This is a genomic window from Kocuria varians (assembly GCF_006539885.1).
GTDB lineage: Bacteria > Actinomycetota > Actinomycetes > Actinomycetales > Micrococcaceae > Kocuria > Kocuria varians.
In genome coordinates, this window is the sequence record NZ_BJNW01000012.1 from 1 (window position 1) to 25150 (window position 25150).

General features: G+C 68.8%; 33 protein-coding genes and 1 pseudogene. 14 read left to right on the forward strand and 20 right to left on the reverse strand.

The window, feature by feature from the left end; translation table 11 throughout:
- Positions 1-99: 99 nt before the first annotated feature.
- The gene (locus tag KVA01_RS07445; RefSeq protein ID WP_141269543.1) at positions 100-2133 is read right to left on the reverse strand and encodes a DUF6541 family protein; all 2034 of its coding nucleotides are present in this window, start codon (positions 2131-2133) and stop codon (positions 100-102) included.
- Between the two features lie 127 nt (positions 2134-2260).
- Here KVA01_RS07445 and KVA01_RS07450 point away from each other — a divergent pair, with 127 nt between their 5' ends.
- The 4 genes from KVA01_RS07450 to KVA01_RS07465 all read left to right on the forward strand — a co-directional run bounded on the left by KVA01_RS07450 (position 2261) and on the right by KVA01_RS07465 (position 4713).
- The gene (locus tag KVA01_RS07450; RefSeq protein WP_068468655.1) at positions 2261-2935 is read left to right on the forward strand and encodes a glycosyltransferase family 2 protein; all 675 of its coding nucleotides are present in this window, start codon (positions 2261-2263) and stop codon (positions 2933-2935) included.
- 12 nt (positions 2936-2947) lie between these two features.
- On the forward strand, positions 2948-3460 hold the full coding sequence (locus KVA01_RS07455) for a DUF2304 domain-containing protein (RefSeq protein WP_068468653.1): 513 nt from the start codon (positions 2948-2950) through the stop codon (positions 3458-3460).
- Positions 3461-3670: 210 nt separating this feature from the next.
- A complete protein-coding gene (locus KVA01_RS07460) occupies positions 3671-4033 on the forward strand; it encodes a hypothetical protein (protein WP_174805715.1) in 363 nt (120 codons plus the stop codon).
- The gene (locus KVA01_RS07465) at positions 4030-4713 is read left to right on the forward strand and encodes a hypothetical protein (RefSeq protein WP_141269545.1); all 684 of its coding nucleotides are present in this window, start codon (positions 4030-4032) and stop codon (positions 4711-4713) included. The genes KVA01_RS07460 and KVA01_RS07465 overlap by 4 nt, the downstream gene beginning before the upstream one ends.
- An 84-nt stretch (positions 4714-4797) precedes the next feature.
- On the opposite strand, the gene KVA01_RS12595 is transcribed toward KVA01_RS07465, so the two are convergent.
- The 3 genes from KVA01_RS12595 to KVA01_RS07475 all read right to left on the reverse strand — a co-directional run bounded on the left by KVA01_RS12595 (position 4798) and on the right by KVA01_RS07475 (position 8353).
- A complete protein-coding gene (locus KVA01_RS12595) occupies positions 4798-4941 on the reverse strand; it encodes a hypothetical protein (protein WP_170221131.1) in 144 nt (47 codons plus the stop codon).
- Positions 4942-5343: 402 nt separating this feature from the next.
- A complete protein-coding gene (locus tag KVA01_RS07470) occupies positions 5344-5736 on the reverse strand; it encodes a hypothetical protein (RefSeq protein WP_141269548.1) in 393 nt (130 codons plus the stop codon).
- Between the two features lie 88 nt (positions 5737-5824).
- Positions 5825-8353: a tape measure protein gene (locus KVA01_RS07475; RefSeq protein ID WP_141269550.1), complete on the reverse strand. Its 2529-nt coding sequence runs from the start codon at positions 8351-8353 to the stop codon at positions 5825-5827.
- Positions 8354-8492: 139 nt separating this feature from the next.
- Here KVA01_RS07475 and KVA01_RS07480 point away from each other — a divergent pair, with 139 nt between their 5' ends.
- Complete coding sequence (locus tag KVA01_RS07480) at positions 8493-8936, forward strand: hypothetical protein (protein ID WP_141269552.1); 444 nt, start codon at positions 8493-8495, stop codon at positions 8934-8936.
- 5 nt (positions 8937-8941) lie between these two features.
- Here KVA01_RS07480 and KVA01_RS07485 read toward each other — a convergent pair whose 3' ends face one another.
- From KVA01_RS07485 to KVA01_RS07540, 14 genes are all read right to left on the reverse strand, one after another.
- Positions 8942-9574, reverse strand: coding sequence for a recombinase family protein (locus KVA01_RS07485; protein WP_141269554.1), 633 nt, complete (start codon positions 9572-9574; stop codon positions 8942-8944).
- A gap of 27 nt (positions 9575-9601) precedes the next feature.
- Entirely contained in the window at positions 9602-9778 is a 177-nt protein-coding gene (locus KVA01_RS12600; RefSeq protein WP_170221132.1) for a hypothetical protein, read from the reverse strand.
- Positions 9779-9790: 12 nt separating this feature from the next.
- Entirely contained in the window at positions 9791-9970 is a 180-nt protein-coding gene (locus KVA01_RS07490; protein ID WP_141269556.1) for a hypothetical protein, read from the reverse strand.
- A gap of 122 nt (positions 9971-10092) precedes the next feature.
- Positions 10093-10791, reverse strand: a complete 699-nt coding sequence (locus KVA01_RS07495; protein ID WP_141269558.1) for a hypothetical protein — start codon at positions 10789-10791, stop codon at positions 10093-10095.
- Positions 10775-11167 carry a hypothetical protein gene (locus KVA01_RS07500; RefSeq protein ID WP_141269560.1) on the reverse strand — a complete coding sequence of 131 codons (393 nt, stop codon included), beginning with the start codon at positions 11165-11167 and terminating at the stop codon, positions 10775-10777. Before KVA01_RS07500 ends, KVA01_RS07495 begins: the two co-directional genes overlap by 17 nt.
- On the reverse strand, positions 11151-11315 hold the full coding sequence (locus tag KVA01_RS07505; RefSeq protein ID WP_141269562.1) for a ribbon-helix-helix domain-containing protein: 165 nt from the start codon (positions 11313-11315) through the stop codon (positions 11151-11153). The genes KVA01_RS07500 and KVA01_RS07505 overlap by 17 nt, the downstream gene beginning before the upstream one ends.
- A 2-nt stretch (positions 11316-11317) precedes the next feature.
- Positions 11318-11533 (reverse strand): hypothetical protein, encoded by a 216-nt coding sequence (locus tag KVA01_RS07510; protein ID WP_141269564.1) that lies wholly within the window; start codon positions 11531-11533, stop codon positions 11318-11320.
- Between the two features lie 674 nt (positions 11534-12207).
- Positions 12208-12414: a hypothetical protein gene (locus KVA01_RS07515; protein WP_141269566.1), complete on the reverse strand. Its 207-nt coding sequence runs from the start codon at positions 12412-12414 to the stop codon at positions 12208-12210.
- Positions 12415-12608: 194 nt separating this feature from the next.
- A complete protein-coding gene (locus KVA01_RS07520; RefSeq protein ID WP_141269568.1) occupies positions 12609-13709 on the reverse strand; it encodes an ATP-binding protein in 1101 nt (366 codons plus the stop codon).
- Positions 13706-14611, reverse strand: a complete 906-nt coding sequence (locus KVA01_RS07525) for a bifunctional DNA primase/polymerase (RefSeq protein ID WP_141269570.1) — start codon at positions 14609-14611, stop codon at positions 13706-13708. The genes KVA01_RS07520 and KVA01_RS07525 overlap by 4 nt, the downstream gene beginning before the upstream one ends.
- A complete protein-coding gene (locus KVA01_RS12605; RefSeq protein WP_170221133.1) occupies positions 14608-14763 on the reverse strand; it encodes a hypothetical protein in 156 nt (51 codons plus the stop codon). Before KVA01_RS12605 ends, KVA01_RS07525 begins: the two co-directional genes overlap by 4 nt.
- The gene (locus KVA01_RS07530) at positions 14760-14996 is read right to left on the reverse strand and encodes a hypothetical protein (RefSeq protein WP_141269572.1); all 237 of its coding nucleotides are present in this window, start codon (positions 14994-14996) and stop codon (positions 14760-14762) included. Before KVA01_RS07530 ends, KVA01_RS12605 begins: the two co-directional genes overlap by 4 nt.
- Positions 14997-15158: 162 nt before the next feature.
- Positions 15159-15728 carry a hypothetical protein gene (locus KVA01_RS07535; RefSeq protein WP_012397990.1) on the reverse strand — a complete coding sequence of 190 codons (570 nt, stop codon included), beginning with the start codon at positions 15726-15728 and terminating at the stop codon, positions 15159-15161.
- Complete coding sequence (locus tag KVA01_RS07540; RefSeq protein ID WP_141269574.1) at positions 15725-17110, reverse strand: recombinase family protein; 1386 nt, start codon at positions 17108-17110, stop codon at positions 15725-15727. Before KVA01_RS07540 ends, KVA01_RS07535 begins: the two co-directional genes overlap by 4 nt.
- Before the next feature lie 27 nt (positions 17111-17137).
- Here KVA01_RS07540 and KVA01_RS07545 point away from each other — a divergent pair.
- The 8 genes and pseudogenes from KVA01_RS07545 to KVA01_RS07580 all read left to right on the forward strand — a co-directional run.
- Positions 17138-18331, forward strand: a pseudogene (locus KVA01_RS07545) (TadA family conjugal transfer-associated ATPase); the annotation flags it as partial.
- Entirely contained in the window at positions 18328-19185 is an 858-nt protein-coding gene (locus KVA01_RS07550) for a type II secretion system F family protein (RefSeq protein WP_141269576.1), read from the forward strand. The pseudogene KVA01_RS07545 and the gene KVA01_RS07550, both read left to right, overlap by 4 nt.
- Positions 19182-20126, forward strand: a complete 945-nt coding sequence (locus tag KVA01_RS07555; RefSeq protein ID WP_068471043.1) for a type II secretion system F family protein — start codon at positions 19182-19184, stop codon at positions 20124-20126. The genes KVA01_RS07550 and KVA01_RS07555 overlap by 4 nt, the downstream gene beginning before the upstream one ends.
- Positions 20127-20164: 38 nt before the next feature.
- Positions 20165-20419, forward strand: coding sequence for a hypothetical protein (locus KVA01_RS07560; RefSeq protein ID WP_068471045.1), 255 nt, complete (start codon positions 20165-20167; stop codon positions 20417-20419).
- Entirely contained in the window at positions 20391-20801 is a 411-nt protein-coding gene (locus KVA01_RS07565; RefSeq protein ID WP_233438802.1) for a TadE family protein, read from the forward strand. The genes KVA01_RS07560 and KVA01_RS07565 overlap by 29 nt, the downstream gene beginning before the upstream one ends.
- Positions 20779-21237, forward strand: a complete 459-nt coding sequence (locus KVA01_RS07570) for a hypothetical protein (RefSeq protein ID WP_233438803.1) — start codon at positions 20779-20781, stop codon at positions 21235-21237. The genes KVA01_RS07565 and KVA01_RS07570 overlap by 23 nt, the downstream gene beginning before the upstream one ends.
- A 62-nt stretch (positions 21238-21299) precedes the next feature.
- Complete coding sequence (locus KVA01_RS07575; protein WP_141269578.1) at positions 21300-21767, forward strand: pilus assembly protein TadG-related protein; 468 nt, start codon at positions 21300-21302, stop codon at positions 21765-21767.
- A gap of 67 nt (positions 21768-21834) precedes the next feature.
- A complete protein-coding gene (locus KVA01_RS07580) occupies positions 21835-22383 on the forward strand; it encodes a DoxX family protein (RefSeq protein ID WP_307723021.1) in 549 nt (182 codons plus the stop codon).
- A gap of 181 nt (positions 22384-22564) precedes the next feature.
- Here KVA01_RS07580 and KVA01_RS12610 read toward each other — a convergent pair whose 3' ends face one another.
- Together KVA01_RS12610 and KVA01_RS07585 are read right to left on the reverse strand one after the other, a co-directional pair.
- Complete coding sequence (locus KVA01_RS12610; protein ID WP_170221134.1) at positions 22565-22732, reverse strand: hypothetical protein; 168 nt, start codon at positions 22730-22732, stop codon at positions 22565-22567.
- A gap of 26 nt (positions 22733-22758) precedes the next feature.
- A complete protein-coding gene (locus tag KVA01_RS07585) occupies positions 22759-23835 on the reverse strand; it encodes a glucose-1-phosphate adenylyltransferase family protein (protein ID WP_307723022.1) in 1077 nt (358 codons plus the stop codon).
- Positions 23836-24013: 178 nt separating this feature from the next.
- Here KVA01_RS07585 and prfB point away from each other — a divergent pair, with 178 nt between their 5' ends.
- Positions 24014-25132: a peptide chain release factor 2 gene (gene prfB, locus KVA01_RS07590; protein WP_068469363.1), complete on the forward strand. Its 1119-nt coding sequence runs from the start codon at positions 24014-24016 to the stop codon at positions 25130-25132.
- Positions 25133-25150: the final 18 nt, after the last annotated feature.

Sequence of the window (25150 nt, forward strand, 5' to 3'; positions counted from 1 at the left end):
CCCCCTGACCGCACGACGACGGCGCCGCGAGAGAAATTCTCTCGCGGCGCCGTCGTCGTGTGCGAGGGGGCGGGGCCCGCTGCTCGGCCCGTCAGCGGGTCAGTGGTCGCAGCCGGTGATCTTGTACAGCTTGGCCTCGGGTCCGGTCTGGGCGACGAGCTCGAAGCCCTTCGCGGGGGAGAGGTCGTCGTAGCCGGCGGTGTCGAAGTACGCGAACGGGTTGACCTGGCGGGTCCCGAAGTCCAGGACGTAGGTCACGTGGTGCTTGGCAAGTGCGGGGCAGACCTCGGGGTCGGTGGTGAGCTCGTCCAGGTGGTGGGCGATCACGGACGCCTCACGGTCCGCCACCAGGCCGTTGTGGGGGAAGAGCACCGGGACGTCCGAGATCGCGTAGGCCTGGGAAGCGCCCGTCAAGGGGTTGCCGAAGACCACGTCACCCTCGGGGACGTAGTCCGGCAGCTCCTCGAGCAGCTGCGTCTCCTCCGGGGAGAGCAGGGCATAGGGATGGCTGCCCCCTCCGGCGTACAGAGTTTTGCCGTAGTTCACCATGTCCGTCATGGGCTGGGTCTGGACGAGCTGCCACCCCAGCACCACCGCGATCACCCCGCCAACGACGGCCGTGGTGCGGGCGTGCAGCAGCGGCTGGGTGCGTTCTGCCAGGCGCCGCACCGGGGCCGTGGTGCCCTCGCGCTGCACGAGGTGCGCGGTGAAGCGCCGGAGGTGAGAGGCGATCCAGCGCAGGACGGCCACGGCACCGGCCACGGCGAGGGGCAGGGCGACCACGGGGATCAGGGCCACCAGCCGGTTGGCGTCGTTGTACCAGACACCCGTCCAGTCGTAGCGGAACGGGACATCGCGCGAGGACGCCACCAGGACGTAGAGCCAGACCACGAACGCCCAGGCGACCACGACCCAGCGCGAGGTGTGCCGCAGCATGGCCGCCGCCCCGAGCAGCACCAGGACGATGAGCGCCCACGGGGCGTGCGGTGCACCGGGGTACACGGTGGCCAGCGCCTCGCCGAGGGCCTGCGTCTCGGGGGCGTGCGGCTTCCACGTGGAGGAGTCCTGGGAGGCCCTGGCCGCGAACCAGATCTGCTGCAGCACCAGGAGCATGACCACCAGGCCCACGCCGCCCAGCAGCTTGCGCCACCAGGGCCGGGACGAGCGGAGCAGGCGCCACCACACGGTGACCAGCATGATCCACAGCAGGGCGAGCCCCAGCACCACCGTGGAGGGGTGGGCGAGGCCCATGGCACCGGTGACGGCCAGGATGGTGATCCACAGCGCCAGGGGGGAGCGCAGGTACGGCTCGCGGGACAGCCGCAGGGCGTCCGTGAGGAGCCCGAGCCACAGGGGGAGGAATGCGATGGACATCGCATTCGGGAAGAGGTTGCCGTAGAAGCTCAGCAGGTAAGGGAACGAGGGGAAGCTCGAGGCGAGCAGCCCGGCCGAGACCGCCACGACCGGTCGTGAACCCAGGACACGGGTGGTGAAGTAGAGGCAGCCGAGCACCCACACCGCCCCGCCCACCAGCAGTGTCATGGCGTTGGCGGTGAGGAAGATGGGGAGGTGGCCCGCCTGGGTGAGGAACGCGGCGGTGTCGTGCCACGCCGCGGGGTAGAAGGAAGGCGCCGTTACGCCCAGCCCGCCCAGTTTCAGGGACGAGGCGGTGCCGGTGTCCTCGATGAAGCGCACCGCGTTGTAGTGGAAGTTCGCGTCGTAGGTCTGGGAGATGGCGTCGGGGACCTGGAGGATCAGGTACAGCCGCTGCGTCACGAGGGCGATGCCCACGGCGGCGCCGCACCACAGCCCCACCGTGGTGGTGCTCACCCGCTCCCGCCAGGGGACGGTGCCCGTCCACAGACCCGCGGCGCGGCGTCGTGACGGGAGCATGACGAACCACAGCAGGAGTGCGACGGCGAGGAACGCCGCGGCGACCGTCAGCGGGTTCCAGGGGATGCCTACCATGCCGAAGACGACCGCGGAGGCGCTGAACCCGGCCACGGACAGCGGAACCACGGCGGCGCACAGCAGCAGGCCGCGCAGCCGGAGAACCAGGCCCAGCAGCGTGCCGGGCGCGATCAGGAGCAGCGCCGCCAGGGCGAACGAGGGTAGTGCTTCAAGCCAGCTCAAGGATCCAGGACTCCAGACGGGGAAGGCGGGAGGGTCTGTGCGAAGTTTAGTGGACCGCTCCAACGCAACCGGCCCGCGCGGGCGTGGGGGGGGCGTGGCCCGTGTCCGCCCAGGGGTCTGTGGAACAATGGGGCGCGTGAGTCGAGCCTGGATAGTGATGCCCGTGTACAACGAGGCCGAAGTCGTGGGGGAGGTCCTGGAGAACCTCCGGGAGACCTTCCCGCACGTGGTGTGCGTGGACGACGGGTCCCGGGACGACTCCGCCCAGATCTGCCGTGACGCCGGTGCCGTGGTGGTCCAGCACCCCATCAACCTGGGGCAGGGCGCGGCGCTGCAGACCGGTTTCGAGTACGCGCTGCAGGATCCCGAGATGGACTGCGTGGTGACGTTCGACTCGGACGGCCAGCACCGCGTGATCGACGCCTACGACATGGTGCAGCGGATCCGCAGCGGTGAGGCCGAGGTGGTGCTGGGCTCGCGATTCCTTGACGACCGCACACAGGTGTCCTCCGTGAAGCGTCTTGTGCTGCGCACCGCGGCGTTCGTGTCGAAGTTCACGAGCGGCATGGACCTCTCGGACGCCCACAACGGGCTGCGCGCGATCGACCGCGCCACCCTCGCCAAGCTGCACCTGAAGCAGAACCGCATGGCGCACGCCTCGGAGATCGTGAACCGGTTCGCGGAGATCAAGCCCCGGTGGGTCGAGCACCCGGTGGAGATCATCTACACGGACTACTCCAGGGGCAAGGGCCAGTCCCTGCTCAACGGTGTGAACATCCTGGCCGAACTGTTCGTGAAGTAGCGGAGCGCACACATGACCATCGTGGTTCAGATCGTCCTCATCCTCGGCGTGGCCTACGGCGCGCTCACGCTCGTGCGCGGGGGTGCCAACGCCAAGCACCAGGCCATCCGCCGGCTGGGTGCCGTGGCGTTCTTCGTCTTCGCCGCCATCTCGATCCTCGTCCCGGACCTCGTCACCCAGGTCGCCCGGATCCTGGGGATCGGGCGCGGCACGGACCTCGTGCTCTACGCGCTCGTGATGCTGTTCATGATCTCGCAGTACAGCTCGGCGCAGCGCCGCCGCGCGGAGGAGGTCAACGTCACGCGGCTCGCGCGCCACATCGCCATCGCGGAGGCGGAGAAGCCCTGGGAGCACGACGCCGAGCACGCGGACCGCGCCTCAGTGCGCTCGTTCGTCGCGGCCTCGCCGCTGGGCCGCCCCGCGGAGCAGCCGCACGTGGGACCCGCGGGTCCGGGCGTGGACGCCCGGGGCACCGTCGATTCTGCCGGTGACGACGCCGCCCGCGGCGGTTCCACGGCCGTCTGACCCTTCCCGTGGCGCCCGTGACGGGTGTCACATTCGATGCGGATTCATTCTGCGTCCGAGCATGACGTGCCGTGTCCCCGGCGTCCGCGCACGTCAGGGGGACTTGTCCACAGATCTCGCCCCGCTCGTGTCCGCGGCCGAGAATTTCACCTAGCGTTCCCTCCAGAGTTGACCAGCCAGTAACGGTTCGGGGGAACCGCAGGGGGAGCCATGGCCACCGTCGCCGTCGAGGACGCGATCGGACTGATCGAAGCGGATGTGCGCGAACAGATCCGGCGCAGCGGGTTGGACCCGCTGCGCGAGGTCGAGCCCACGCGCCGGATCGTCGCCGCCGTCGTGGCGGAGTACGACGTCCGGTCCGCGCAGGCCGGTCTGCCGCGGCTCCAGGACCTGGAGGCCGCGCGCAAGACGGTGCTGGACCTCGTGGCCGGCTACGGGCCGCTGCAGCCGTACCTGGACGATCCCGAGGTCGAGGAGATCTGGATCAACGGGCCTGCGCAAAACGGGTTTAGGTTTCTTGGTGTCAGGAGGTTACAACGACCTCACCGGACCCAAGAAGGGCGAGCACCATGAACACCACGGCACCCAAAATGCCCACCCCCGCCGAGATCAAATCCTGGCCCAAGTTCAAAACCTGGACCCTCGGCACCACCCCCGGGCCCACCAGCCACCTGCACCAAACCAAGACCGGCGACTACATGTGGATTTACGGGGGGATGCTCTATGACTCCACAAGTCACACCATCTCGGCCTACTCCATGAAGGACGCCACGGACCGCGAGCGAACTGCCGTGAGCCGTGCCCTCGAGGCCCGCCACCGCCAATGGTTCCAGGGTGACGGAGAAACCACCCGTAACAAGATCCTCAGCGACGAGAACTGGCAGCCCGTGGACGGCCGGGCAGGGGTCTACGTGGTCGCCCTCGCCCGTGCGTGCCCCTTCGGCGGACCAGACACGGGAATGGAACCCGGCGCCGCCAGTGAGATCGGCGAAGACGACGGCCACTTCGAGACGATGCTGGACACCGACGTGGACGGCCTGGACGGCGAGCGCAACGAATCCGAGTTCATCCTCACCCGCGTGTGGTCCCCGGAACACGGGGTGCAACTTGCCCTGCGGATCGAGGACCGGAAAGTGGACGGCCCCGGGCACCCGGTGAACAACCTGGTGGCGTTCCACCAGCGCCTCGGGGAAGAGATCGAACGCCTGCTGCAGGATCACCCGGAGCAGGCCGGGTACTGGTCCGGGGAGTAGCCAAGTAACAGGGGACACCAGGGGATAAGAGAGCGGCCCTCAGCGTCATGCTGAGGGCCGCTTCTTCATGGGGCGAGGGTGGTTCTACAGGCCAGACGTAACGCCGGCGTACTTCCCGTCCGGCAGACGGCCGGTAGCGATCATCACGCCGTCCGCGGTGTACATGGCCACGAGGTCAATGTTCTTCGCCTGCGGGGTGCCAGTCAGGGACTGGATCCTTGATTGCATGACACTGGGGGCGTAGTTCTCCGTCGCCGTAGCGCCTTGATTAGTGCGGAGTCGGATGATGTAGTCGTCTCCCTCCATCCCCTCTGACTCGACAATGGAGACGCCCTGCGATTCGTCCTCGGCAGCGTCTGTCTCTGCGGGTGCCGCGGGAGCTTCTACTGCGCCTGTGGGTGCGGTTTCGGGGGTCTCAGCTTCGGCGGGTGGTGCGGTCTCCATAGCCTGCGCTTCGGTGGTCTCGGCTGCTTCCGGGGTGGGCGTGAACGACTCAGCAGACGGAGTGGCCGTGACGGTGACGGTCGCCGTGGGTGCCGGGTCCTGCTGGGCGCCACACCCGGTGAGAGCGAGAGCCGCGGCGGCAAGGGTCAGGGGGAGGGCATAGCGGTGCATGGGGGTGCTCCAGGGCTAGTTTCGGGTGGGGTCTTTGAGGTGCTGCTCGAGCTTGTACGCACCACCCCAGTACAGGGTCTTCACGCCCACTTCGCCGCGCTCGCCGATGGTGATGACCTCGATGCGGGTGAAAGCCCGCGGGAACCACCACCCCAGGGCCAGGACCACAAGGACCGCGAAGAACCGGAGGACCAGGAAAGCGAGGACGACCACGGCGACGACCCACAACGCGTGAACGGTTAGGGCCACTGGCCATGCCGCAGTGAGGGGTTGCCCGGTTCGTACGTAGGCCTTGAACGGGCGTGTGGCGAGCAACTCGGCCTTCCCCGTGGAGGTCCGCTTAGTGATCTCCCGGGTGAGGATCTGCTCCCGCTGCTCAGCCGGCAACGTGTAGGGGACCGCGCTCATGAGGTGTCCTTAGCACTGGGGGTTGCTTCCGCTAAGTATTCCCGCCCCAGAGCCTGATACAGGTTGGGGCGGGAATGTTACCTGGGGGTCAGTGCGCGCCCCGCAGCTCACGGGTACCGTGCCGGTTTGCCGCCCGGCGCTCCCGCTGAGCCAAGAACCGCTCCAGTTCGGCCTTGATGACCGCCGCGTCCTGGGCCGTGTTCGCGGACACCTGCACGTGCATGCTCTGGTCGATCACATCCCCGTGCCGGACGTTGGACGCACTGCGAGCGCCGGGCACCTCCCCGGTGCGGTGGATCTGGCGGAGGGCTGGGAGCATCCCCGGGCGGGAGGTTACGGCTTCGGGCATCACGTACTCGTTGCGGTGCACCAGGCCCGCCACTGCACTACCCGCACCCATGCCGGTGAACCCGCCCTTGCGGTACCCGGACGTGTTGCCCATGTACTGCAGCAGAGTGTTGTCGTCGGCCTTCACCGGTGGGGTGAGGTTCGACAACCGGTCCGTGACCGCGGCCTTGTAGTTAGGGAACGCGGCGAGTGTGTCGCTGTCGGACACCCCGGCCCGGTGAGCGTCCCCGAGGATGGAGTTCCAGCGTTGCCCCGCGCCAGGGGTGCCCACCAGGCTGGCGAGCGCATTGTCCTGTTCGGTGAGACTGTCGAACGCTTTGTCCCACCCGTCCTTGTACTCGGGGATCGCACCGAAGGACCCGTAGTGGAGGATTTTGCCGGCCCCGTGGCCCAGCCAACCGGTGGCCTTGTCACCCCACCCCATGTTCTGCTTCTTGTTGATGACGTCGCCGATACCGTTGACCCCGGACATAGTGCCACCCAGGATGGACCCGTTCTTGTTGGCCCAGTCCTTGCCCTTCATCTCGGCGTTCACATCACCGCCGGTGGCGATGCTGTTCTCCGCACCCGAGGGGTTCAGGTCCGCGTTCAGCTTGTTCAGGCCCTCCATGCCAGCCCCCGCGGCGGCGAGACCACCCGCGGCAGCGGCGGCGAGACCGAAGTTCTTGGCGAGACCCTTCGCGGAGAACGCGCCCCGGTCCATCTTCCGGGTGGTATTGCCGAGCATGTCGGTGAGCCCGCCAAGTTGACGGGTTGAGGACTTCGCGTGCCGGCCGGTGGAGCGGAGCTCCCCACCGAAGATGCTGGTGAGGGCTGTGGCCCCACGGCTGCCCAGGAGCGCCTCGACCACACCGCCCACACCACGGCGCCCGGCGAAGAACCCGAGCAACGCTGTGGCCGTCTTCACGGACCGGTAGGCGGTGAACGCCGCCCCGCCTGCGGCGATCAAGGGGATCAGCACGGGCAGGGTGGGTTTGAGGACCTTCAGCAGGATCCCACCGAACTCGCCGAGCACGGACAGTGCGGGCTTCATACTGTTCACCGACTCCTTGGCGACCTGCAAGAACTCGGTGAGGTCATCGGTCATGGGGGAGAGGAACGCTTCCCCGGCCTGGGACAGGCTGGACGTGAAGTTCGTGAACGACCCCTTCAACGTCCCAGCAGCCTTCTCCGCGCCGCCCTCCGAGTTAGCGGCAAGCGCTGAGAACACGTCGTCCGCAGACACCTGCCCCTTGGACACGAGGTCCTGGACCTGGGACTTGTCCACACCCTTCTGCTTCGCGATCCAATCCATCATGGGGATGTTGCGGTCCATGAGCTGCATCATGTCGTCGCCCTGGGCTTTGCCCTTGGCTTGAATCTGCTTCAACGGCAGCGCCATCTCTTCGAGGGACATGCCGTAGGTCGCGGACGTGTCGATAGCGCCCTGCAGCGCGTCATGGACCTTGGACTGGTCCATGCCGGAGGAGATCAGCCCGGACCCGAGAGCGGCAATAGAACCGGTGGAGAACGGGGTGTCCTGGGCGAGGCCCTTGAACTGGCCCATCATGTTCCCGCGGTCCTTGTCGGACATGCCCATGGTTTCCATGACCACATCAGCCTGCTGCACATCCGCGATACGCTTGGCGCCACCGGCCAACGCCATGCCACCCACGAGCGCGCCGCCCATCTTCGCTTTGGACCCCATGCTGCTGAGCGTGTTCTCAACTTCGGAGACAGACCCGGCGGTGCGGCGCACGATGGAGTCCATCGCCGAGTTCCAGTCCTTCGCCATGCCTTGGGCGCGCACGAGCCCGGTGGCCCGGTGCATCCGGCGGGAGGAGCGGTCCACGCTGGTCGCGGTCCGCCCCCATGCGCCGCTGAGGAATCCCAGGTCAGCGGCCCCACGGGTCGCCATGGACTGCAGGGCGCTCGCGGTCCGGTTCGCTGAGGACCGTGTGGCGCCCAGTTCACGGTTGGCGCGCCGCCCGTGTGCCTGGATCGCCTGCGCGGTGGCCTGCGCGGCCTTGGACTGGGCGCGTGCACCGCGTTCGGTGGCCCGGGTGGTGTCCTGGGTAGCGCGGGCCCTGCGACGCTCACTGCCGGCCACGGTGGTCGCGGTGTCCCGGGCGGTCTTGGCGCGGCGCCGTTCGGACTGCTCCACCCGTTTGTTCGCGCCGTCGGTGGTCTTGGCCGCGTTCTCGCTGGCTTTGCCGAGGTCCTCCACAGCCTTTTTGGCTTTCGTGGAGGGGCCGGTGAGCCGGTCGATGAACTCGGCGACGAATGTCATCCGTGAGTTGCCCAAAAGGAGGTCCGTTCAGAGTCGTTCCGTGGTCAGAACAACCCTCCCGTGACGCGGCAGGGGAGTGGGGGACGGGGCCAGGAGTCACCCTGATTGGCGCCGTCCCAGGTGGCTCTAGGGTGTCTACATGGACTTGATCAACTACCTGACATCACTGCCTTGGGGGCGCATCGCGTCCGTAGCGATACCTCTCCTGACCGTCACGTATGGACTCCTGAACTCTTCTCGAGCACGATCCACCTTGGAGGAGGGCATCAAGGTCTACAACTCCTTGCCAGTCGAAGAGCAACATCGGGTGCTCCCCCTGTTAGAGCAACACGTGGACAGGTACTTCGATGATCTGGATAACCGAGCCACACGGGAGGTAGACGGCGCGACGATCGCAGCGTTGGTAGTCGTGGCCTTTGGCGGCGCCGCTCTTCTGTGGGCGTCCTCTTGGGCAGCGCATGCAGTTAGCTGGGTCTTCTGGATCGCGTTCGGAGTGGTGCTGCTACTGACTGTGGCCCTGCTACTTGCCGGGTCCCAGCAGATATTTCGCACACAGGGGGATTCGAAGGGCCGCGGTAAGTAGCGGGCCTACCGTCCCAGTACTTGCCGCACGGTGGACGCGTGCCAGGTGCGCCCGGTGGCGGTGGGGATGCTCTCATCGTTGAGGGCCGCGGCGATCTTGGCGTAGGACAGGCCGGCGGTGCGCTCGCGGTGGATCCGGTCCACAGTGGCCTGGGGGAGCGCAGACGGGCGGCCCATGTGCTTGCCGGTGGTGGCTTTGATCTTGGCCATGCCGTCACGGGTGCGCTCGGCGATCTTCTTCCGCTCCATCTCCGCGAACGTGCAGGTGACCTGAGCCATGGCCGCGCCGGTGATGGTGGACGTGTCGATCCCCAGGTCCAAGCAGATCAACGCCCAGTGCTGCCGGGTGGCGGTCTCGAGCAGGCCGGCGAAGTCCGCCACGGAGCGGGAGAGTCGGTCGAGCTTGGACACGGCGAGCGCATCAGCCTTCCCGGCTTTGAGGTCCGCGAGGGCTTGGGCGAGCACTGGGCGGTTCTTGAGTGTCTTGGCGCTCGCCGCGTTCTCGCGTCGCAGGTCGAGCTCCCAGCCCAGCCGGTCCGCTTCGGCTCGGAGGGCGGCGATCTGCACCTCAGGGCCAATATCCTGCTTGCTGGTGGAGACACGGACGTAGCCGATGACGTGCAGACGGGGGGTGGTCATGCCCTAATCATACATAAAGGGAACCCTTTATGTATGGTTTGTGCGGTAGCCCATCACGAAACCTTCCACACCGGCGCGGGTGGCCCGGTCCACCGGGTCCGCATCATCGGCAGGCAGCGCGGCCAACATGCCTGCAAGTGCGTCCACTGTCGTCGTGGCATCGTCCTCGGTCATCGCGTGGAATGTCTCGGTGATCGTGGCCATCTGTTGATCCTCTCAGAGGTCCTGAGTGGCTTGGGTATCCGTGGGGCGGGCGCCAAGCCTGTACCCGTACACGAACCCGTCCAGGCGGGCGCGTGTGAGCTGCTCCTCGAGGTCCCCGGGGGTGCCCTGGGCCTGGAGCAGGATTGCCTCTATCTCGTCCACGAGTTCCGCGAGCTCATCGTCTGTCGCCATTGCGCTCTGTGAGAGGCCGGCCGCTGCCAGGTCTTCGGGTGTCATGCTCGCGCTCCTTCAAGATGCCGGTGGGCGGGTCCTGTCCAAACCCGCCCACCGGGGTGTTCGTCCTGCTGCTGATCCTACGCGGCGGCGTCTGGGGTTGGTTCCGGTGTGCACCGCCGCTGGTCCTCACGCGCCGCTTCGACCCCGGCCTTCACAGCACGCGCCTGCCACGACACGGGTACCTCCTGACCGGCGGACCGCGCACGGGCACGCTCAATGCCCACATCCTCGAACACCCGGTCCGCCAGGTCGCGCAGGTCACGAGCGAGGCGGTAAGGATCTGGGTCCGGGTAACCTACTCCGTCGAGCTTGACCAGGAGGGGGGACTTCACCCCGTCGGGTGCCGTGTTGCCGGGTCCGTAGAACGGGATCTCCCCATGCTCGGCCCGGACCGCGGCCTGCAGCTCGGACCATGCGTCGGAGGCCGCGTAGGCGCGCCGCAAAAGGTCCTCCATGGCCGCACGCACCCCGGTGGTACTGAGGTCCGCCTGGGTGGCCTTCGCGGCCTCTACGAGCTCACGGTGGCGGGCTCGGGCCTTCTCCTCGTCCACGGTGGACTGTTCGGCGTCAACGGCGGTATGGGCGCGCTGGACCCGCTTGGCCTTGATCCCGAGGTCCCCTTGGGTGCCGGCCAGTTCCAGAGGGTCTATGTCCTCCCCGGACACTGCCCGGTCCTCGAGTGCGGCGAGCGCGGCCGCGGCGGTCTGGTGGGCCTGGGTGGCCTGTTCGAGGGTGGTCTGGGCTTCTCGCAGTCGTCGTTCAGCTCTGGTGCTCATTGTTCTTCTTTCTCGGGGTGGGGTAACGGGTGTCATGCTTCAGCCACGTTTTCGCGGTGGTGGCCTGTGTGGCCTTGTGGAGGGTTTCGAGGTCCGGGCGGCGGTACACGGTGCCGTTGACCCAAAACTCGATTGCGCTGGGTCGCCCCAGGCCCACAAGGGGCACCCCGGACGGGCCCTCAGGGTCCGCCCCTCCCGTGAACGGGGGGAAGGTGCCGCACTCGGTGAGGACCCTGGCGTGGAGCTCGTCCCATGTGGCGATGTCCTGGACGCCTTCTCGGAAGTAGTCCTCAATGGCCTTGATGAGGGGCATCCCGTAGGACCCGAACCGGCGCATGCCCTCCACCGCGGCCACGAGGTCAGGGCTGGGCGTCATGGGTGGTGCCGTCCAGGGGACGGAGGTAGTCGGCCACGGCGAGCCGGATGAACCCGGCGCGGCTGGTGCCGGTCAGCGAGCGCAGGGTGTCCATCCGGCGGACCATGTCGGGAGGCATGCCCACGGGCACGCGGTGCAGTTGTTCCATCGTCACAGGCCTACCGAGTCGGCCCACTTGTCGAAGGCGACGTCCTCGGCTGACGCGGTGCGGTAGTTCCGGGACACAGAGAGTGCACACTCGATAGCGGTCTCCGCGATCCGGGCGCTGTTCCCGCGCTCGCCGAACTTGAGGGTGGTGAGTTCGGTCCAGAGCGCCCGCCCAAACTTCTCGAAGTCCGGTGGGTTCTGGGGGTCAAGCTTGGCCATGGGGCCCCTCCTGGGAGGTCACGCCCCGCGGCCGAGTGCTGCGGGGCTGTTGGTGCCACTGTGGTGCCAAAACGGTGCCGAGTGGTGCACGGCGGGCGATGTCACCGGGACCGGCAAGACAGTGAGCGTGCCGGGGGGTCACTGCTGGTGACCCCCGCCCCTGGCCCATACCCTGCGGATCGTGCAGGGTTTCCACCAGGTGGCGCCCCATACCCTGCGGATCAGGAGGGGTACCCGCACTGGGGGTGCCCCTCACGCGGCCGTAGCGGGCCGTCTGCGGCGTTTACCCGGCACTGAGCCACTCATGGCCGTGAACCGTTCCTGAGCCAGCAGGAGGCGCCGCCTAAGGTCCGGGAGCGCGTGCTGGGGGATGAACACGACCCCGGTACCGCCGTCGAGTTCGAGGCCGTTCAGGGACCCGCGGCGGGTGAGCTGGGCGCGGACCTCGTGCGGGTCCGCAGGGGCGAAATCGGTAAGTCCATTGCGCGAAAGTTTTTGCCCCTCCGCGGTCTCTTGTGGCCCAGGGGACGCCAGTCCATTGCACGCCATTGCCGGGGTCGTTTTGCCGGGGGCGGCAGCTCCTGTGGTGACGAGTTCCGCGGACTGCTGGGCCGCGCTCGTGGGGTCCTGTGGCCGCGGTTTGTTACTGTCCTGTGCGTTGCTCTGGTGGGTGCTCATGGGGTGTCCTTCCGGTGCTGGTGGAGTTGGTGTTGGAGTGCGCGGTTGAGGTGCTGGAGTTGCATGTTGCGGGCGTCGAGGGACCGGACGAGGTCCTGCAGGTCCGCCTTGGTCTTGGCGTTGGTGAGCATCTGTTCGACCCGGCGGTGGTGGTAGTCCTGCTCGTTTGTGTCCTGCGCGGTGAATGCTTTCTGCTGTTCCATGAGGTGTTCTCTTTCTCGTACCCCCTGACTCTCGGGTGGGCCGGAGTCAGGGTTGAGTCAGGGGTTGAGTCAGGGTTGAGTCAGGGGGCCTGACCCCTGAAAGTCAGCGGATAGTCAGGGCGAGTCAGGGCTGAGAGTCAGGCCCCCTGACTCTCCCGGGCCCCCCTTAAGGGGGCCGGGAGTCAGGCCACCGGTCAGGACGACCAGTGAGGGAGGCCGTAGCCCTTCTTGTTGTCGTGGAGAACCTGCTCGGAATCGACAAGCTCTCTTAGCGCCTGAGTGACGGTTGGCTGGGATCCTCCGACCTTGCTGCGGATGCGGTCCCGCCCCTGCCATTCGCAGACGGTGGCGAGGTAGTCGAGGATCTGCTCCCCCTTGGCATCTGCGATCTTCTCGGGGGTGAGGTGCCCCAGGATGGTGAGGGTCCGTCCCTGTACCGCCAACCGGGTCTTGGGCATGCCCTCGATCCGCCCCATGGTCTTGAGGAACCGGGGCGCGCCTGGTTCTTCTCCCTCACGCATCAGCGTCCACACTGCAGAGCAGGACCCGAGGAACGCGGAGGCACCACGGGCGCGCTCGCCGTTGTGCCCGGCGTGCATCGTGACCATGGATTCCTGACCGCCGAGCTCCCGCACGAACTCGTCCCAGGCCGTGAGCAGCCGCTGCACGTCACTGTTGGAGTTCTCGTCCAGCCCGAGCGAAGCCAGCAGCGGCCCCACGGGGTCGAGGATGTACGTGTGGGCGCCGCCGTACCGGTTCACCAGCTCGGCGCGCACAGCTGGGTTGGTGAAGTCGAACCCGGAGCCCAGCCCGTTGAGCAGCACGGTCTCCACCTTGTGGGTGTTGGTGATCCCAGCATCCTCGTACCAGTCCAGGAGCATGTCCTCGGTCATCTCGAAGTCGAACACGACGACCGCGGGGCCCTCGCAGTCGGGGACGGCCTCGGTGGTGTACTTCCCGAGGAACTGCCCGCCGTCCACTAGTGCCCGGACCACGTTGGTGGTCATCGTGGTCTTGCCCGCCTTGGGCGCCCCAACGAGGTTGATGCGCCCCCCGGCGGGCCACATGTCTTGGATTCGCCAGCGGGGACGCGTGCGGGGCGCTGCGAGCCGGTCCGCGAGGTTGGACAGGGCCGGGAGTTCCGAGACTGTGGAGGACTCGGCCGCGATCCGTCGGCGCGCCTCCTCACGGATCTGCATGCGCTCCATCTCGTTGACGACCATGCGTTCGCGGGCAACGGCCGGGTCTTCAAACTCGGCGCTCTCCGGGAAGTCGGCGAATGGTTCTACGGTCATGCTGCTGCGCCCCCTCGGGTGCTGGCGCCCCTTGGGGTGGCTGCTGATCGGATGGTTCTGATGGCCTCGGCCTGGGGAAGACCGGCTGTTTCGGCGGCGTGGAGCAGAGCGGTGGCGTACTCCTGGGTCAGCAGCCCGTCCTGCGCGAGCTGCCAAGCCGCCCAGTTGAGCGTCGAGTTGCGCTGCCCCTCGGGAGCGGTGGACACAGTGCGGAGCAACCCGGCCACACGACGGTCCGCCTGCGAACGTGTGGGAGGGGCCACGGGCATGGGGCGGCGCTGTGCGGGCTCCTGCGGGGCCAGCATGTCGTGAAGCCACTGGGGGAGGGGTAGGAGCTTCCCAGGGTCTCCTGCTGGCGTGTAGGTGCCTTGCTTGAGGTTGGTCCCGGGCCCGCAGGCGTAGCCACCGCGGGCGCGCACGTCGACCTGCCATTCCACTCCGGTGCGGTTTCGGATCCGTGAGCCAACCGGGGCGCGGAAGTACAGGTGCAGCCCTCCGCTCGGTGTGGTCACAGTGAACGTGTCGAACATGGACACGTTGGGGGAGTGGCGGGACCAGAGGTCCGCGAACACGTCCACCCCGTCACGGATCCCGGGCCGGTCCCACTCAGGAGGAGGGGTGGAACCATGAGAGTCACAGTCGATCACCACCAGCCCGGAGCGGCCGCACGCGATACCCACGCCGGCATCCTTCGGCCACCGGTCGAGCTGGGCGGGGGCCACGGTGGACCGCTTCTCCCAGTCCGTAATCGCCGGCCGCTTCTCACCCGGGATCAACGGCAACAGGTGGAAGCCGTGAATCGCGAGCGCGTAAAGGTGATCGCGGGTAGACTGGTGGTGGTTCGGAAGATCGTTCTTCGAGGCCCCCAGGTCGCCCGCCTGGGGGTTCTTCTTTGCCGTCATGCTGCGGCACCCCCACGGGTCTCCACGGGGCGCAGGAGCCCGGCGAGCGTGGCCTTCTGGGCGTCGTTGAGCGGGGGAGCTTCGGCCACGAGGCGGGCCACGTAGGCGTCCAGGTCCGGTGTGCCGAACTGTCCGCGGATGACGTTGCTCATGCGGCCACCCCCTCGTTAAGGGGCGAGGTGTTGGCCCACAGGATGCGGACCAGCTCATCACGCTGGGCAGCGGTGATGGAGTAGTCGCCGGTAGTGGCTTGGAGGATGGTGGCCTTGAGATTGGCGGCCACGAGGTCACGCCGGGCATCGGAAAGCCGGGCGGTATCAGAAGCGGCGAACCGGGAGAGGGCCCCGAGGCGGGCCCGCGCTCGCTGTGGTGTTTCGATAGACATCAGACGCTGATCCTTCGCAGGATTCGGGCACAACGAATCGAGCCACGATTTTCAGCGGCTCAAAATTCGTGCATTGCGTCTGACGTCTTGTCATGCCCTCGCACGCGGACATGTGAGCAACGTGCCTACTGCTCACGGGATAAGCATATCATGCCTGGAGTGTCAAGCACGCTTCTCTGTGAGGATTGCGGGTAGCTCTCGCAACCGGGACACGTCCACCCGTGCGCGCTCGCCGTGCGAGACGTTGCGGGCGACCAGGTCCAGGAACACGTACATGCCCAGCTTCACGGGAGCGAGAACCACCCGGCGGCGGCAGGTAGGGCACTGGAACTCCACCTTGCCCACGCTCATGCCAGGGCCCACCCTGCCGGGATCCTCCATGTTGAGATCCGTGTAGTCGTTGGGGGCGTAGTCGATAGCGTCGCCCCGCTTCGAGGTCACCTCGTCCTGCTGCTTGTGATCGAACATGCGGGCCTGGGGGACGAACCGCGGACGGCCGTGGGCTGTGATGGGCGCATCCCAGAACACCAGGGACGCCGGCACGTCCTCCCCGGACATGACCTCAGCCCACCGGCCCCGGCCCAGCTCCCGGGACGGGTGCTGTCCGCCATCGGTGCAGCGCACCAGCAGTTCGCCCTCGGACGCGGGCAGTTTCGGGGTCACGAAGTAGCTGCCCTCGTGCAGGTAGGTCCGTTCGGAGTTGTCCCATGCGGGGGTGATCTCCATGCTCATGCCTTCCATTCGATCTTCACGGATTCGGGGTCTCGTCCCCGCCCCGGCCCGGCGGGCAGGATGGTCACGGTCATCAGGGTGTCCACGATCTCCCGCTTCACCAGCAGGGTGGCGTCCTCCCAGCGGGCCACCGCATCCTCACCGGCTATCGCGGCCGCGGCGCTCGCCGGTGTCAGGTCCGCCAACTGTGCCCGGGCCCTCTCCAACTGGGGGCGGACCCCAGCGGTGATCCTGGACAACTGCTCACCAGTGATCGTGCCCGCCGTGAACAAGTCCGCGGCCTCGGACAGCTTGGCCTCAAGCGCCTCGGCCTGCGAGCGCAGATCGTCCCCCCGGGCTGGATCCATCGTGGGGAGCGTCTCGAGGACGTCAGGCTGCTGCAGGCGCCCCAGGATCGCGCCCTCCACCACGGCGTCCACCAGCCCCATGGAGCGGGCCACCCTGGTGCAGTCCCGGCACCCGTAGGACGGGATGTTGTGGCGCCCTCGTGGCTTCAAGTAGCGCATCTTGCCGCCGCACCGCCCACATACGGCGATCCCCGTCAACAGGTAGGCGGGGGTGGTGCCGTGCTGCACCCGGCGCACCGGGTCTGCCAGGAGCGCCCGTACCCGGTGCAGGTCGTCTTCGGTGATGAGCGGTTCAATCACGTCGGAGGGGAACAGCTCACCCTTGTGCTCGCGGAGCCCGGCGTTCGCGGCCCGGCGAAGCGTCTGGCGGACCGTCCCGGTGCTCCACGGGTTGCCCCGCTGAGTGGGTAACCCCTCCGTGTTCCAACGCAGGGCGATGGACCGGACCGATTCACCGGCAAGCAGTCGTGATACCCCGTCGCGGATCTGCTCCGCCTCGGGCGCATACGCCACGTCACGGCTCCCTGCGCGGCGTCCCTGGTCGTCGTAGACCCGGCGCCACCCGAACGGGCACAGCCCATTAGGGAGGCCCTGCTCGGCCCGTTCACGCTGCTTACGGCGGATACGTCGCGCCATCTGGTCCGTCTCATGCCGCGCCACACTGCCCTTGATACGGGCCGTCATTCGGCCTTGTGGAGTTGCAAGGTCGATCTCCCCGCCGATGGACACCAGCGCGATGTTGTGGGCGTCGGCGAGGTCGATCACGTCTTCGAGCTCGCGGGGTGTGCGGGTGAGCCGGTCAACGTCCCACACGATGAGCGCGCCGGCGATCCCGTTGGCGAGGTCCCGGAGCATCTGCTGGTACTGGGGACGGACCTTCGCCCGGGTGGCGGAGGTGTCGTTCTCCACGTACTCATGGACCACGGCCCACCCGCGGGCGCTCGCGGCCTGCCGACAGTCCTCGAGCTGACGGTTCACACCCAGGCTTGTGCCCTCAGCGTCACGGCTGATGCGGGCGTAGATGACAGCGTCCATGTAAGAGATTCTAGCTCAGTCTTGACACCGAGCGAGGTCTACGTGGCACGCGGGGGAGAGTCGGAGCTGACGAGTCTCGTCCTGGAGGAGCCCCAGGTCCGCACCCTCGTGGAGCGGATGCTGAAGTCCTCCGGGCGTCGGCTGGACCTGAGCTCACCGTTCGTGGACGCCTCCCTGCCGGACGGCTCCCGGCTGCACGTGGTCATCCCGGACGTGACCCGCGCGCACTGGGCCGTGAACATCCGCAAGTTCGTGGCGCGCGCCCGCAGGCTGCAGGACCTCGTGGGGCTCGGCTCGCTCACGGTGCAGGCCGCGGAGTTCCTCCACGCGGCCGTGGACTCCGGGCTCAACGTGCTCGTCTCCGGTGCCACGCAGGCCGGGAAGACCACGCTGCTGAACTGTCTGTGCGCGGCGATCGGCCCGCGCGAGCGGGTGGTCACGGTCGAGGAGGTCTTCGAGCTCCAGGTGGCGCTGCGCGACGTCGTCGGCATGCAGTGCCGCCAGGCCAACCTGGAGGGCACGGGCGAGATCCCGCTGCGACGGCTCGTGAAGGAGGCCCTGCGGATGCGCCCGGACCGGCTCGTGGTCGGCGAGGTGCGCGAGGCGGAGAGTCTGGACATGCTGATCGCCCTGAACGCCGGGCTGCCCGGGATGTGCTCCATCCACGCCAACTCCGCGCGGGACGCCGTCACCAAGCTCTGCACCCTGCCGCTGCTCGCGGGGGAGAACATCAGCAGCGCGTTCGTGGTTCCCACCGTGGCCTCGTGCTTCGACATGGTGGTGCACTGCCACCGCGGAGCCACGGGGCACCGCTACGTGGCGGAGGTGCTGGCCATCGGCAACCGGGTGGAGAACGGTGTCATCGAGACCTATCCGGTCTTCCGGCTGGAGGACGGCGCGCTGCGGTGCGTGGCCTCCGAGGTGCCCGCCGCGGAGAAGTTCCGCCGCGCGGGTCACGACCCCGCCGAGCTCATCCGGCAGGACGGCGCACACGACGCCGCAGCGGCTGTCCCCGGGATCCGCGGCGCCCCGACCACGCCAGTGTTCCGGGACCGCGAGGCGGTGTCGTCCCCGCAGCCCGACGAGAAGGCGCGGTCGAGCGCACCGGCAGGTCAGCGCTCCCGCCAACGCACGAGGAGCGGGGCCAGGGAGGAACGCATCGACCGCCCCGCACCGGGCACACGCGCGAGCGGGCACCGTCCAGCGGGGAGGAGATCGTGAGCGCGCTGCTCGGGGCGCTGCTGGGGGTCGGGGCATTCCTGGTGTGGTGGTCCTGCTGGACCCGCCCGGAGACGGGCCGCACGCGGCACGCACGCACCGGACGGCTGCGCACGCTCCTGCTGCAGGCGGACCTGCCGGGGCTGTCCCCGGTGGCGTTCGCCGGACTGAGCCTGCTGCTCGCGACAGTGTGCGGTGTGCTCGTCCTCGCGCTGACATCGGCGGCCGTCTTCGGTCTGTGCGTGTTCCTCGTGGCCCTGTTCGTCCCGTGGGGGTTCGTGCGCCACCGTGCCAGGCGGCGCACCGCGGTGCTGCGAGAGGTGTGGCCGGACGTCGTGGACCACCTGCGCTCCGCCATCCGCGCCGGCATGGGTCTGCCCGAGGCACTGATGCAGCTGCAGTACCGCGGCCCGGAGCCCCTGCGCCCCGCGTTCGCCCGGTTCGCGGCGGACTACCGGGCCAGCGGTCAGCTCCACGGCTCGCTCACGATGCTCAAGCAGCGTCTCGCGGATCCGGTGGCGGACAACATCGTGGAGGCGCTGCGGGTCACCCGTGAGGTGGGTGGCACGGACCTCGGCCGTCTGCTGGGCACGCTCTCCGAGTTCCTGCGGGAGAACGAGCGCACGCGCAGCGAGCTCGAGGCCCGCCAGTCGTGGACGGTCAATGCGGCGCGCCTCTCGGTGGCCGCGCCATGGCTGATCCTCGCCCTCATGGCCACGCAGCCAGCCGCGGTCCAGGCCTACAACACCGTGGCCGGCGCGGTCGTGCTCCTGGGTGGGCTGGCCGTCTCCGTCGTCGCCTACCAGCTGATGCTCCGGCTCGGCGCGCTGCCGGAGGAACGGCGGGTGCTGCGATGAACGTGCCCCTCACCTCGGCGCTGCTGGGCCTGGTCCTCGCCCTCGGCCTCTGGATGGTCCTGGCCGCGGTCAGAGCCGTGGGAGCCCCCACCTTCGCGGAGCGGATCGCCCCGCAGCTGCGCGCGGCCGAGCTCACGACGGCGCTCGGCGCCCCGTCGCTGTCCTCCCGCCGCGGGCGCGGCCGGTCACTCACCGGGGCGGCCGGGCACGCGGTCGTGGAGTGGCTGCTCGAGCGCGCCGCTCCGCTGTTCTCCGGCACGGACCTGCTCGCACGCCGACTAGTGCGCAACGGCTCCCGCCAGGACGTGGTGGACTACCGGGCCGAGCAGGTCCTGTGCGCGGTGGGCTGCGCCGTCCTCGGCGTGCTCGCGGGGATCGCGCTGGTGCTGCGCGCGGACGTGAACGCGGCCATCGTGGCCGTCGGCGCCGTCCTCGGTGCCGGGGCCGGGGTCTGGGCGCGCAACGGCCTGCTCCGGCGCAGCATCCGCCGCCGGGAGAAGCGCATGCTCGCGGAGTTCCCGGCGGTCGCGGAGCTCATGGCGCTCGCGGTGGGGGCGGGGGAGTCCACGGTGGGCGCCCTGGAGCGGGTGTGCCGCGTGGCGGAGGGCGAGCTCGCGGGGGAGTTCCGCGCGGTCCTCGCCCAGACACGGGCCGGCTCCGGTCTGACGACGGCGCTGCAGGACTTCTCCGCCCGGACGGACGTCGTGGCCCTGGGGCGCTTCGTGGACGGGATCGTCGTGGCCATCGAGCGTGGCACCCCGCTCGCGGACGTGCTGCGGGCCCAGGCCCAGGACGTCCGCGACCACGACAAGCGTGTGCTGATGGAGGTGGCGGGGAAGAAGGAGATCGCGATGCTGGTCCCCGTGGTGTTCTTCATCCTGCCGCTCAGCGTGGTGTTCGCCGTGTTCCCCGGACTGGCCGTACTCAACCTCGGGTTCTGAGAGGACCCGCAGACCTCAACACGTCGAAGGAGACGATCATGAAACACCTGGTGCGCTGCCACACGGCCGTGCTGCTCCTGCTGGGGGCGGTCCTCCCTGCCCTGTTCACTCGCCCCGGAGCTGGTGCTCCCGGCCACGGGGAGAACGCCGACCACCCCGACCGCGGGGACGTTCCCGGCTGGGTGATGCTCACGCTGATGTCCGCCGTGCTCGTGGCGGGACTGCTGCTGATCGCGCGCCCGGCACTGGAGGGGCTGTTCCAAGATGCCATCGACCGCGTCTCGGGCCTCTGATCCGCGGGAGCACCCCGACGCCGGCAACGCCGTGGCGGAGTACGTCATGGTGCTGGCGCTGGCCCTCGTGCTGTTCGGGATGGTCCTGCAGGTGGGGTTCGCGCTGCACGTGCGCAACACGCTGATCGACGCCGCGGCCTCCGGGGCGCGGTACGCGAGCCTCGCGGACCGCACGGATGCGGACGGGGTGGAGCGGACCCGGGGCATCATCGTGGACACCGTGGGTGGGACCTACGCCCAGGACGTCACCGTGTCCCGCACGAGCGTGGGAGACCTCCCGGCGGTCGAGATCCGCGTGGTCGCTCCGCTGCCGGTGGTGGCAACACTGGGACCTCCTGCGGCGCTGGAGGTGAGCGGACATGCCGTGGACATGGTCTCGTGACACCACGGCCGCGGCACGGCACGGTGAGGACCCGGACCGGGGGAGCGCGATCGTGGAGTTCATCGGTCTGGGACTGCTGCTGCTCGTCCCCGTGGTCTACCTGGTCGTCACCGTGGCCCGTGTGCAGGCGGGGTCCTTCGCGGTGGTCGCCGCCGCGGAGGAGGCAGGCCAGGCGGTCTCGGTGCTCGAGGTCAAGGACCTGAACCGCACGGGGGTCCACGACGTCGCCGCCGTCGCCGCGCAGGACCACGGTTTCGAGCCCCAGGACCTGGCGGTCACCGTGGACTGCTCCGACGGCACGTGCGAGGCCCCGGGTGCGGTGGCCCGCGTGCACGCGAGCCTCACGGTGGATCTGCCGGGCATGCCGGGGTTCGTCACGGCGAACGTGGCCACCCTGTCGGCGGACGTCTCCGTCGTGGCCGGGAGGTACTCGTGAGGTGGCACGAGCGCTCCGGGGCGGCCGTGCCTGAGGGAGCGGAGGCCATCACGGGGAGAAGGATGCTCGCCGCGCTCCGGCGCGCCCGGGCGGCGGGCGAGGACTCGGACGCGGGGCAGACCAGCATCGTGCTGATCGGGTTCGCCCTCGTGAGCCTCTTGCTCGTGGTCACCGTGATGGCCGTCACGAGTGTGTACGTGGGCCGGCAGCAGCTGCAGTCCCTCGCAGACCGTGCCGCGGGTGCGGCGGCGGACACGTTCACCACCGTGGACCGCTCCGGATCAGGCCCTCCCACGCCCGTGCTCACGAACGACGCCGTGGCCGGGGCCGCCACGAGCTACCTGGGCACCGTGGGTGCCTTCCAGGACGTCAGCGGACTGGCCGTGGGCGCTCCCACCGGATCCGCAGACGGCACCACCGCTCAGGTGACCCTCACGGCCCTGGTGCATCCGCCCGTGGTCAACGTCATCGTGCCCGCGGGGGTCCCGATCAGTGCCACGGGAGATGCCCGCGCGGTCATGCGCCGCTGAGACCCGGCGTCGACACCTCACCCCCGGCTTCTTGCATTGTTGACGCGTCATCGGTAATTTAGTTTCCATGACAGGTAAAACTGCCATGACCGACATCCGCACCACCCCCGAGCACTCGACCGGAACGGGGGCGTCCGTGCCCGCTGACACGCACCCCGGCACCGCTGATGCCAGCACGGGCCGCGACGCCCACGCCTCCCACGCCACCTCCTGGGGCCTGCTGCCTCTGCGGGTCGTGCTGGGCGTCACGTTCCTGATGCACGGTTGGCAGAAGGCCTCCGAGTGGGGCCTCTCCGGCACCGCCGAGAGCTTCGAGGGCATGGGCATTCCGACCCCGGCGGCCTCGGCCGTGTTCGCCGCCGTGGTGGAGCTGGCGGGCGGGCTCGCGCTGATCCTGGGCGTGCTCACTCGCATCGCCGGCGTCCTGCTGGCCCTGGACATGCTCGGCGCGCTCGCCCTGGTGCACGCCTCCGAGGGGTTCTTCGCCTCGGATGGCGGACTCGAGTACGTGCTGCTGCTCGCGGCAGCCTCCCTCGCCCTGGCTCTCACCGGCCCGGGCCGGTTCGCCGTGGCGCGTGCACTTCCCGGCCGCGGTGCGGGACGCATCCTCGCCTGATCCGGCTCCGAGCCGGGTGGGTCGTCCGGGGAGCAGGTGCTCCGCGGACCGCGCGGGGCGCCTCGGGAGTCCCAGAGCGGCCGGTGCGTCTGCGGACACACCCGCACGCCGCATGCGACAGGCCGGGAGCGTCGTCGGAGGACGACGACGCTCCCGGCCTGTCGTGGTCGTGGTGCCGGACTCAGCGCCCGCGCACGATCCGCAGCGCCCGCAGCACACCGTGCGCCCAGCGCAGGGGCGGGAAGAGCAGGGCCAGGCGCAGGACCCGGCGGGCGCCCTGGTGGCGCACGGTGCGCCACAGCTCCCGGCGCAGGGCGGGGCCGAGGGTCTGGCGGGAAGAACGGAACATGGGGGACGGGTCCTTTCGCAGGAGGTTCAGTACTGCTCCCAGTTCCGGGGCAGTGCGGCGGAGGCGTCGAAGGGCTCGAGTTCCGCCACGGCCCCGGTCCGGTCGATCACGGTCACGTGCCGGGAGGAGCCGCGCCGGGAGCCACCGGTGATGTGCGCGCCGGTGTCGGCCACCACGTTGAGCAGCTCCACCCCGGAGCCCACGTGCACGCCGTCCAGGAGCACGCAGTTGCGCACCACGGCCCCGGCCTCGACCACCACGTTCTGCCCGACCACCGAGTGCTCCACGGGCCCGGCCACGCGCGAGCCGGGAGCCACGAGCGAGCGGGTGACGGCGGCGTCGTCGGCCACGAAGGCGGGCAGCAGGGGAGCCTGGCCGCTCCAGATGGGCCACGCGGGATCGGCCAGGGTGGCGCCGTCCCCGTCCAGCAGCTGCTGCTGCGCGGTCCAGTAGGACTGGATGGTGCCCAGGTCCATCCAGTAGCCGGTGTGGCGGTGCTCCACCACGGTGTGGTGCTGCATCACGTGGGGGATGAGGTCCTCACCGTAGTCGCCGAGCTCGCCGTGCTGCTCCTGGAGGTGCTCCAGAGCGTCCAGCAGCACGTCCGTGGTGAAGAGGAACATCTCTCCCGCCACCACGTCGTTCTGCGGCTCCTCCGGCTTGTACGCGAAGTCCGTGACGTGGCCGAACTCGTCCGTGCGCACCACGCTGTAGCGGGAGGCGTCCTCGGAGACCTGCGTGGTGACCATGGTGAGGTCCGCGCGCTTGCTGAGGTGGGTGTCCACCACGTCGCGGAAGTCCACGGTGTAGAGGTGGTCCGCGGAGAGCACGAGCACGAGGTCCGGGTCCGCCTCCCGGATCAGGTCCGCCTGCCGGAAGATGGAGTCCGAGTTGCCCGTGGCGAAGCCCTCGCCCTCCGCGCCCTGGTACGGCGGCAGCACGTGGAGTCCGCCGTGGGAGCGGTCCAGGTCCCACGGCCGCCCGCCGGCCATGTAGAAGTTGAGGTCGTGGGGCAGGTACTGCTGCACCATCCACACGTCCGTGATGTGCGAGTGCACCAGGTTGGACAGGGAGATGTCGATCAGCCGGTAGGTGCCACCCACGGGCAGTGCGGGCTTGACGGTGTGGTCGGTCAGGGCGCCCAGACGCGATCCTTCCCTCCGGCGAGGACCAGTGCGAGCACGGTGGGGCGTTCCATCGTCAGTCTCCTTAGTTCGTCCGCGTCGAGGAGAAGCTTACCGACTCACGGGGCCCGCGGACCATGACGTAAAGTGGTCTGCCATGGCCTCCATTGACTACGCTGCAGAAATCCGTGCCCTCCGCGCCACCTACGAATCCGTGGCGGCGGTCAGTGATGCAGAGACGCTGCAGAAGGAGATCGCGGAGCTGGAGCAGCAGGCGGCGGCCCCGGACCTGTGGGACAACCCGGACGAGGCCCAGAAGGTGACCTCGCAGCTGTCCCACAAGCAGTCCAAGGTGGACCGGCTACGCAAGATCGAGAGCCGCATCGACGACCTCGAGGTCATGGTGGAGCTCGCGGAGGACGAGGACGACCAGGAGACCCGGGACGCCTCCGCCGTGGAGCTCGAGTCCATCCAGAAGTCGTTGTCCGAACTGGAGATCCAGACCCTGCTCGCGGGGGAGTACGACGAGCGCGAGGCCGTGGTGACCATCCGCTCCGGTGCCGGTGGCGTGGACGCCGCGGACTTCGCGGAGATTCTCATGCGCATGTACCTGCGCTGGGCCGAGCGCCACGGCTACCCCACCAAGGTCCTGGACACCTCGTACGCGGAGGAGGCCGGGCTGAAGTCCGCCACCTTCGAGGTCAAGGCCCCGTACGCGTTCGGCACACTGTCCGTGGAGGCGGGCACGCACCGGCTGGTGCGGATCTCCCCGTTCGACAACCAGGGGCGCCGCCAGACCTCGTTCGCGGCGGTGGAGGTCATCCCGCTGATCGAGTCGGACGACACCGTGGAGATCCCGGAGTCCGAGCTGAAGGTGGATGTGTTCCGCTCGTCCGGACCCGGCGGCCAGTCCGTGAACACCACGGACTCCGCGGTGCGCATGACCCACATCCCCACGGGCATCGTGGTCTCCATGCAGAACGAGAAGTCGCAGATCCAGAACCGCGCCGCCGCGCTGCGCGTCCTGCAGTCCCGTCTGCTGCTGCTGCGGCAGGAGGAGGCGGACGCCAAGAAGAAAGAGATGGCGGGGGACGTCAAGGCGTCCTGGGGTGACCAGATGCGCTCGTACGTGCTGAACCCGTACCAGATGGTCAAGGACCTGCGCACCAACTACGAGGAGGGCAATCCCTCCTCCGTGTTCGACGGTGGGATCGACAAATTCATCGACGAGGGCATCCGCTGGCGTGCAGGCGCGCGCCGCGACGACGAAAGCTGAGGCTCCCGCCGGCCGCGC

What these genes read in the sequence shown, in the direction of transcription:
- KVA01_RS07450 (WP_068468655.1), top strand. Translation starts at nt 2,261, where the DNA reads ATGGGGCGCGTGAGTCGAGCCTGGATAGTGATGCCCGTGTACAACGAG.
- KVA01_RS07455 (WP_068468653.1), top strand. Translation starts at nt 2,948, where the DNA reads ATGACCATCGTGGTTCAGATCGTCCTCATCCTCGGCGTGGCCTACGGC.
- KVA01_RS07460 (WP_174805715.1), top strand. Translation starts at nt 3,671, where the DNA reads ATGGCCACCGTCGCCGTCGAGGACGCGATCGGACTGATCGAAGCGGAT.
- KVA01_RS07465 (WP_141269545.1), top strand. Translation starts at nt 4,030, where the DNA reads ATGAACACCACGGCACCCAAAATGCCCACCCCCGCCGAGATCAAATCC.
- KVA01_RS12595 (WP_170221131.1), bottom strand. Translation starts at nt 4,941, where the DNA reads ATGCAATCAAGGATCCAGTCCCTGACTGGCACCCCGCAGGCGAAGAAC.
- KVA01_RS07470 (WP_141269548.1), bottom strand. Translation starts at nt 5,736, where the DNA reads ATGAGCGCGGTCCCCTACACGTTGCCGGCTGAGCAGCGGGAGCAGATC.
- KVA01_RS07475 (WP_141269550.1), bottom strand. Translation starts at nt 8,353, where the DNA reads ATGACATTCGTCGCCGAGTTCATCGACCGGCTCACCGGCCCCTCCACG.
- KVA01_RS07480 (WP_141269552.1), top strand. Translation starts at nt 8,493, where the DNA reads ATGGACTTGATCAACTACCTGACATCACTGCCTTGGGGGCGCATCGCG.
- KVA01_RS07485 (WP_141269554.1), bottom strand. Translation starts at nt 9,574, where the DNA reads ATGACCACCCCCCGTCTGCACGTCATCGGCTACGTCCGTGTCTCCACC.
- KVA01_RS12600 (WP_170221132.1), bottom strand. Translation starts at nt 9,778, where the DNA reads ATGGCCACGATCACCGAGACATTCCACGCGATGACCGAGGACGATGCC.
- KVA01_RS07490 (WP_141269556.1), bottom strand. Translation starts at nt 9,970, where the DNA reads ATGGCGACAGACGATGAGCTCGCGGAACTCGTGGACGAGATAGAGGCA.
- KVA01_RS07495 (WP_141269558.1), bottom strand. Translation starts at nt 10,791, where the DNA reads ATGAGCACCAGAGCTGAACGACGACTGCGAGAAGCCCAGACCACCCTC.
- KVA01_RS07500 (WP_141269560.1), bottom strand. Translation starts at nt 11,167, where the DNA reads ATGACGCCCAGCCCTGACCTCGTGGCCGCGGTGGAGGGCATGCGCCGG.
- KVA01_RS07505 (WP_141269562.1), bottom strand. Translation starts at nt 11,315, where the DNA reads ATGGAACAACTGCACCGCGTGCCCGTGGGCATGCCTCCCGACATGGTC.
- KVA01_RS07510 (WP_141269564.1), bottom strand. Translation starts at nt 11,533, where the DNA reads ATGGCCAAGCTTGACCCCCAGAACCCACCGGACTTCGAGAAGTTTGGG.
- KVA01_RS07515 (WP_141269566.1), bottom strand. Translation starts at nt 12,414, where the DNA reads ATGGAACAGCAGAAAGCATTCACCGCGCAGGACACAAACGAGCAGGAC.
- KVA01_RS07520 (WP_141269568.1), bottom strand. Translation starts at nt 13,709, where the DNA reads ATGACCGTAGAACCATTCGCCGACTTCCCGGAGAGCGCCGAGTTTGAA.
- KVA01_RS07525 (WP_141269570.1), bottom strand. Translation starts at nt 14,611, where the DNA reads ATGACGGCAAAGAAGAACCCCCAGGCGGGCGACCTGGGGGCCTCGAAG.
- KVA01_RS12605 (WP_170221133.1), bottom strand. Translation starts at nt 14,763, where the DNA reads ATGAGCAACGTCATCCGCGGACAGTTCGGCACACCGGACCTGGACGCC.
- KVA01_RS07530 (WP_141269572.1), bottom strand. Translation starts at nt 14,996, where the DNA reads ATGTCTATCGAAACACCACAGCGAGCGCGGGCCCGCCTCGGGGCCCTC.
- KVA01_RS07535 (WP_012397990.1), bottom strand. Translation starts at nt 15,728, where the DNA reads ATGAGCATGGAGATCACCCCCGCATGGGACAACTCCGAACGGACCTAC.
- KVA01_RS07540 (WP_141269574.1), bottom strand. Translation starts at nt 17,110, where the DNA reads ATGGACGCTGTCATCTACGCCCGCATCAGCCGTGACGCTGAGGGCACA.
- KVA01_RS07555 (WP_068471043.1), top strand. Translation starts at nt 19,182, where the DNA reads ATGAACGTGCCCCTCACCTCGGCGCTGCTGGGCCTGGTCCTCGCCCTC.
- KVA01_RS07560 (WP_068471045.1), top strand. Translation starts at nt 20,165, where the DNA reads ATGAAACACCTGGTGCGCTGCCACACGGCCGTGCTGCTCCTGCTGGGG.
- KVA01_RS07565 (WP_233438802.1), top strand. Translation starts at nt 20,391, where the DNA reads ATGCCATCGACCGCGTCTCGGGCCTCTGATCCGCGGGAGCACCCCGAC.
- KVA01_RS07570 (WP_233438803.1), top strand. Translation starts at nt 20,779, where the DNA reads ATGCCGTGGACATGGTCTCGTGACACCACGGCCGCGGCACGGCACGGT.
- KVA01_RS07575 (WP_141269578.1), top strand. Translation starts at nt 21,300, where the DNA reads ATGCTCGCCGCGCTCCGGCGCGCCCGGGCGGCGGGCGAGGACTCGGAC.
- KVA01_RS07580 (WP_307723021.1), top strand. Translation starts at nt 21,835, where the DNA reads ATGACAGGTAAAACTGCCATGACCGACATCCGCACCACCCCCGAGCAC.
- KVA01_RS12610 (WP_170221134.1), bottom strand. Translation starts at nt 22,732, where the DNA reads ATGTTCCGTTCTTCCCGCCAGACCCTCGGCCCCGCCCTGCGCCGGGAG.
- prfB (WP_068469363.1), top strand. Translation starts at nt 24,014, where the DNA reads ATGGCCTCCATTGACTACGCTGCAGAAATCCGTGCCCTCCGCGCCACC.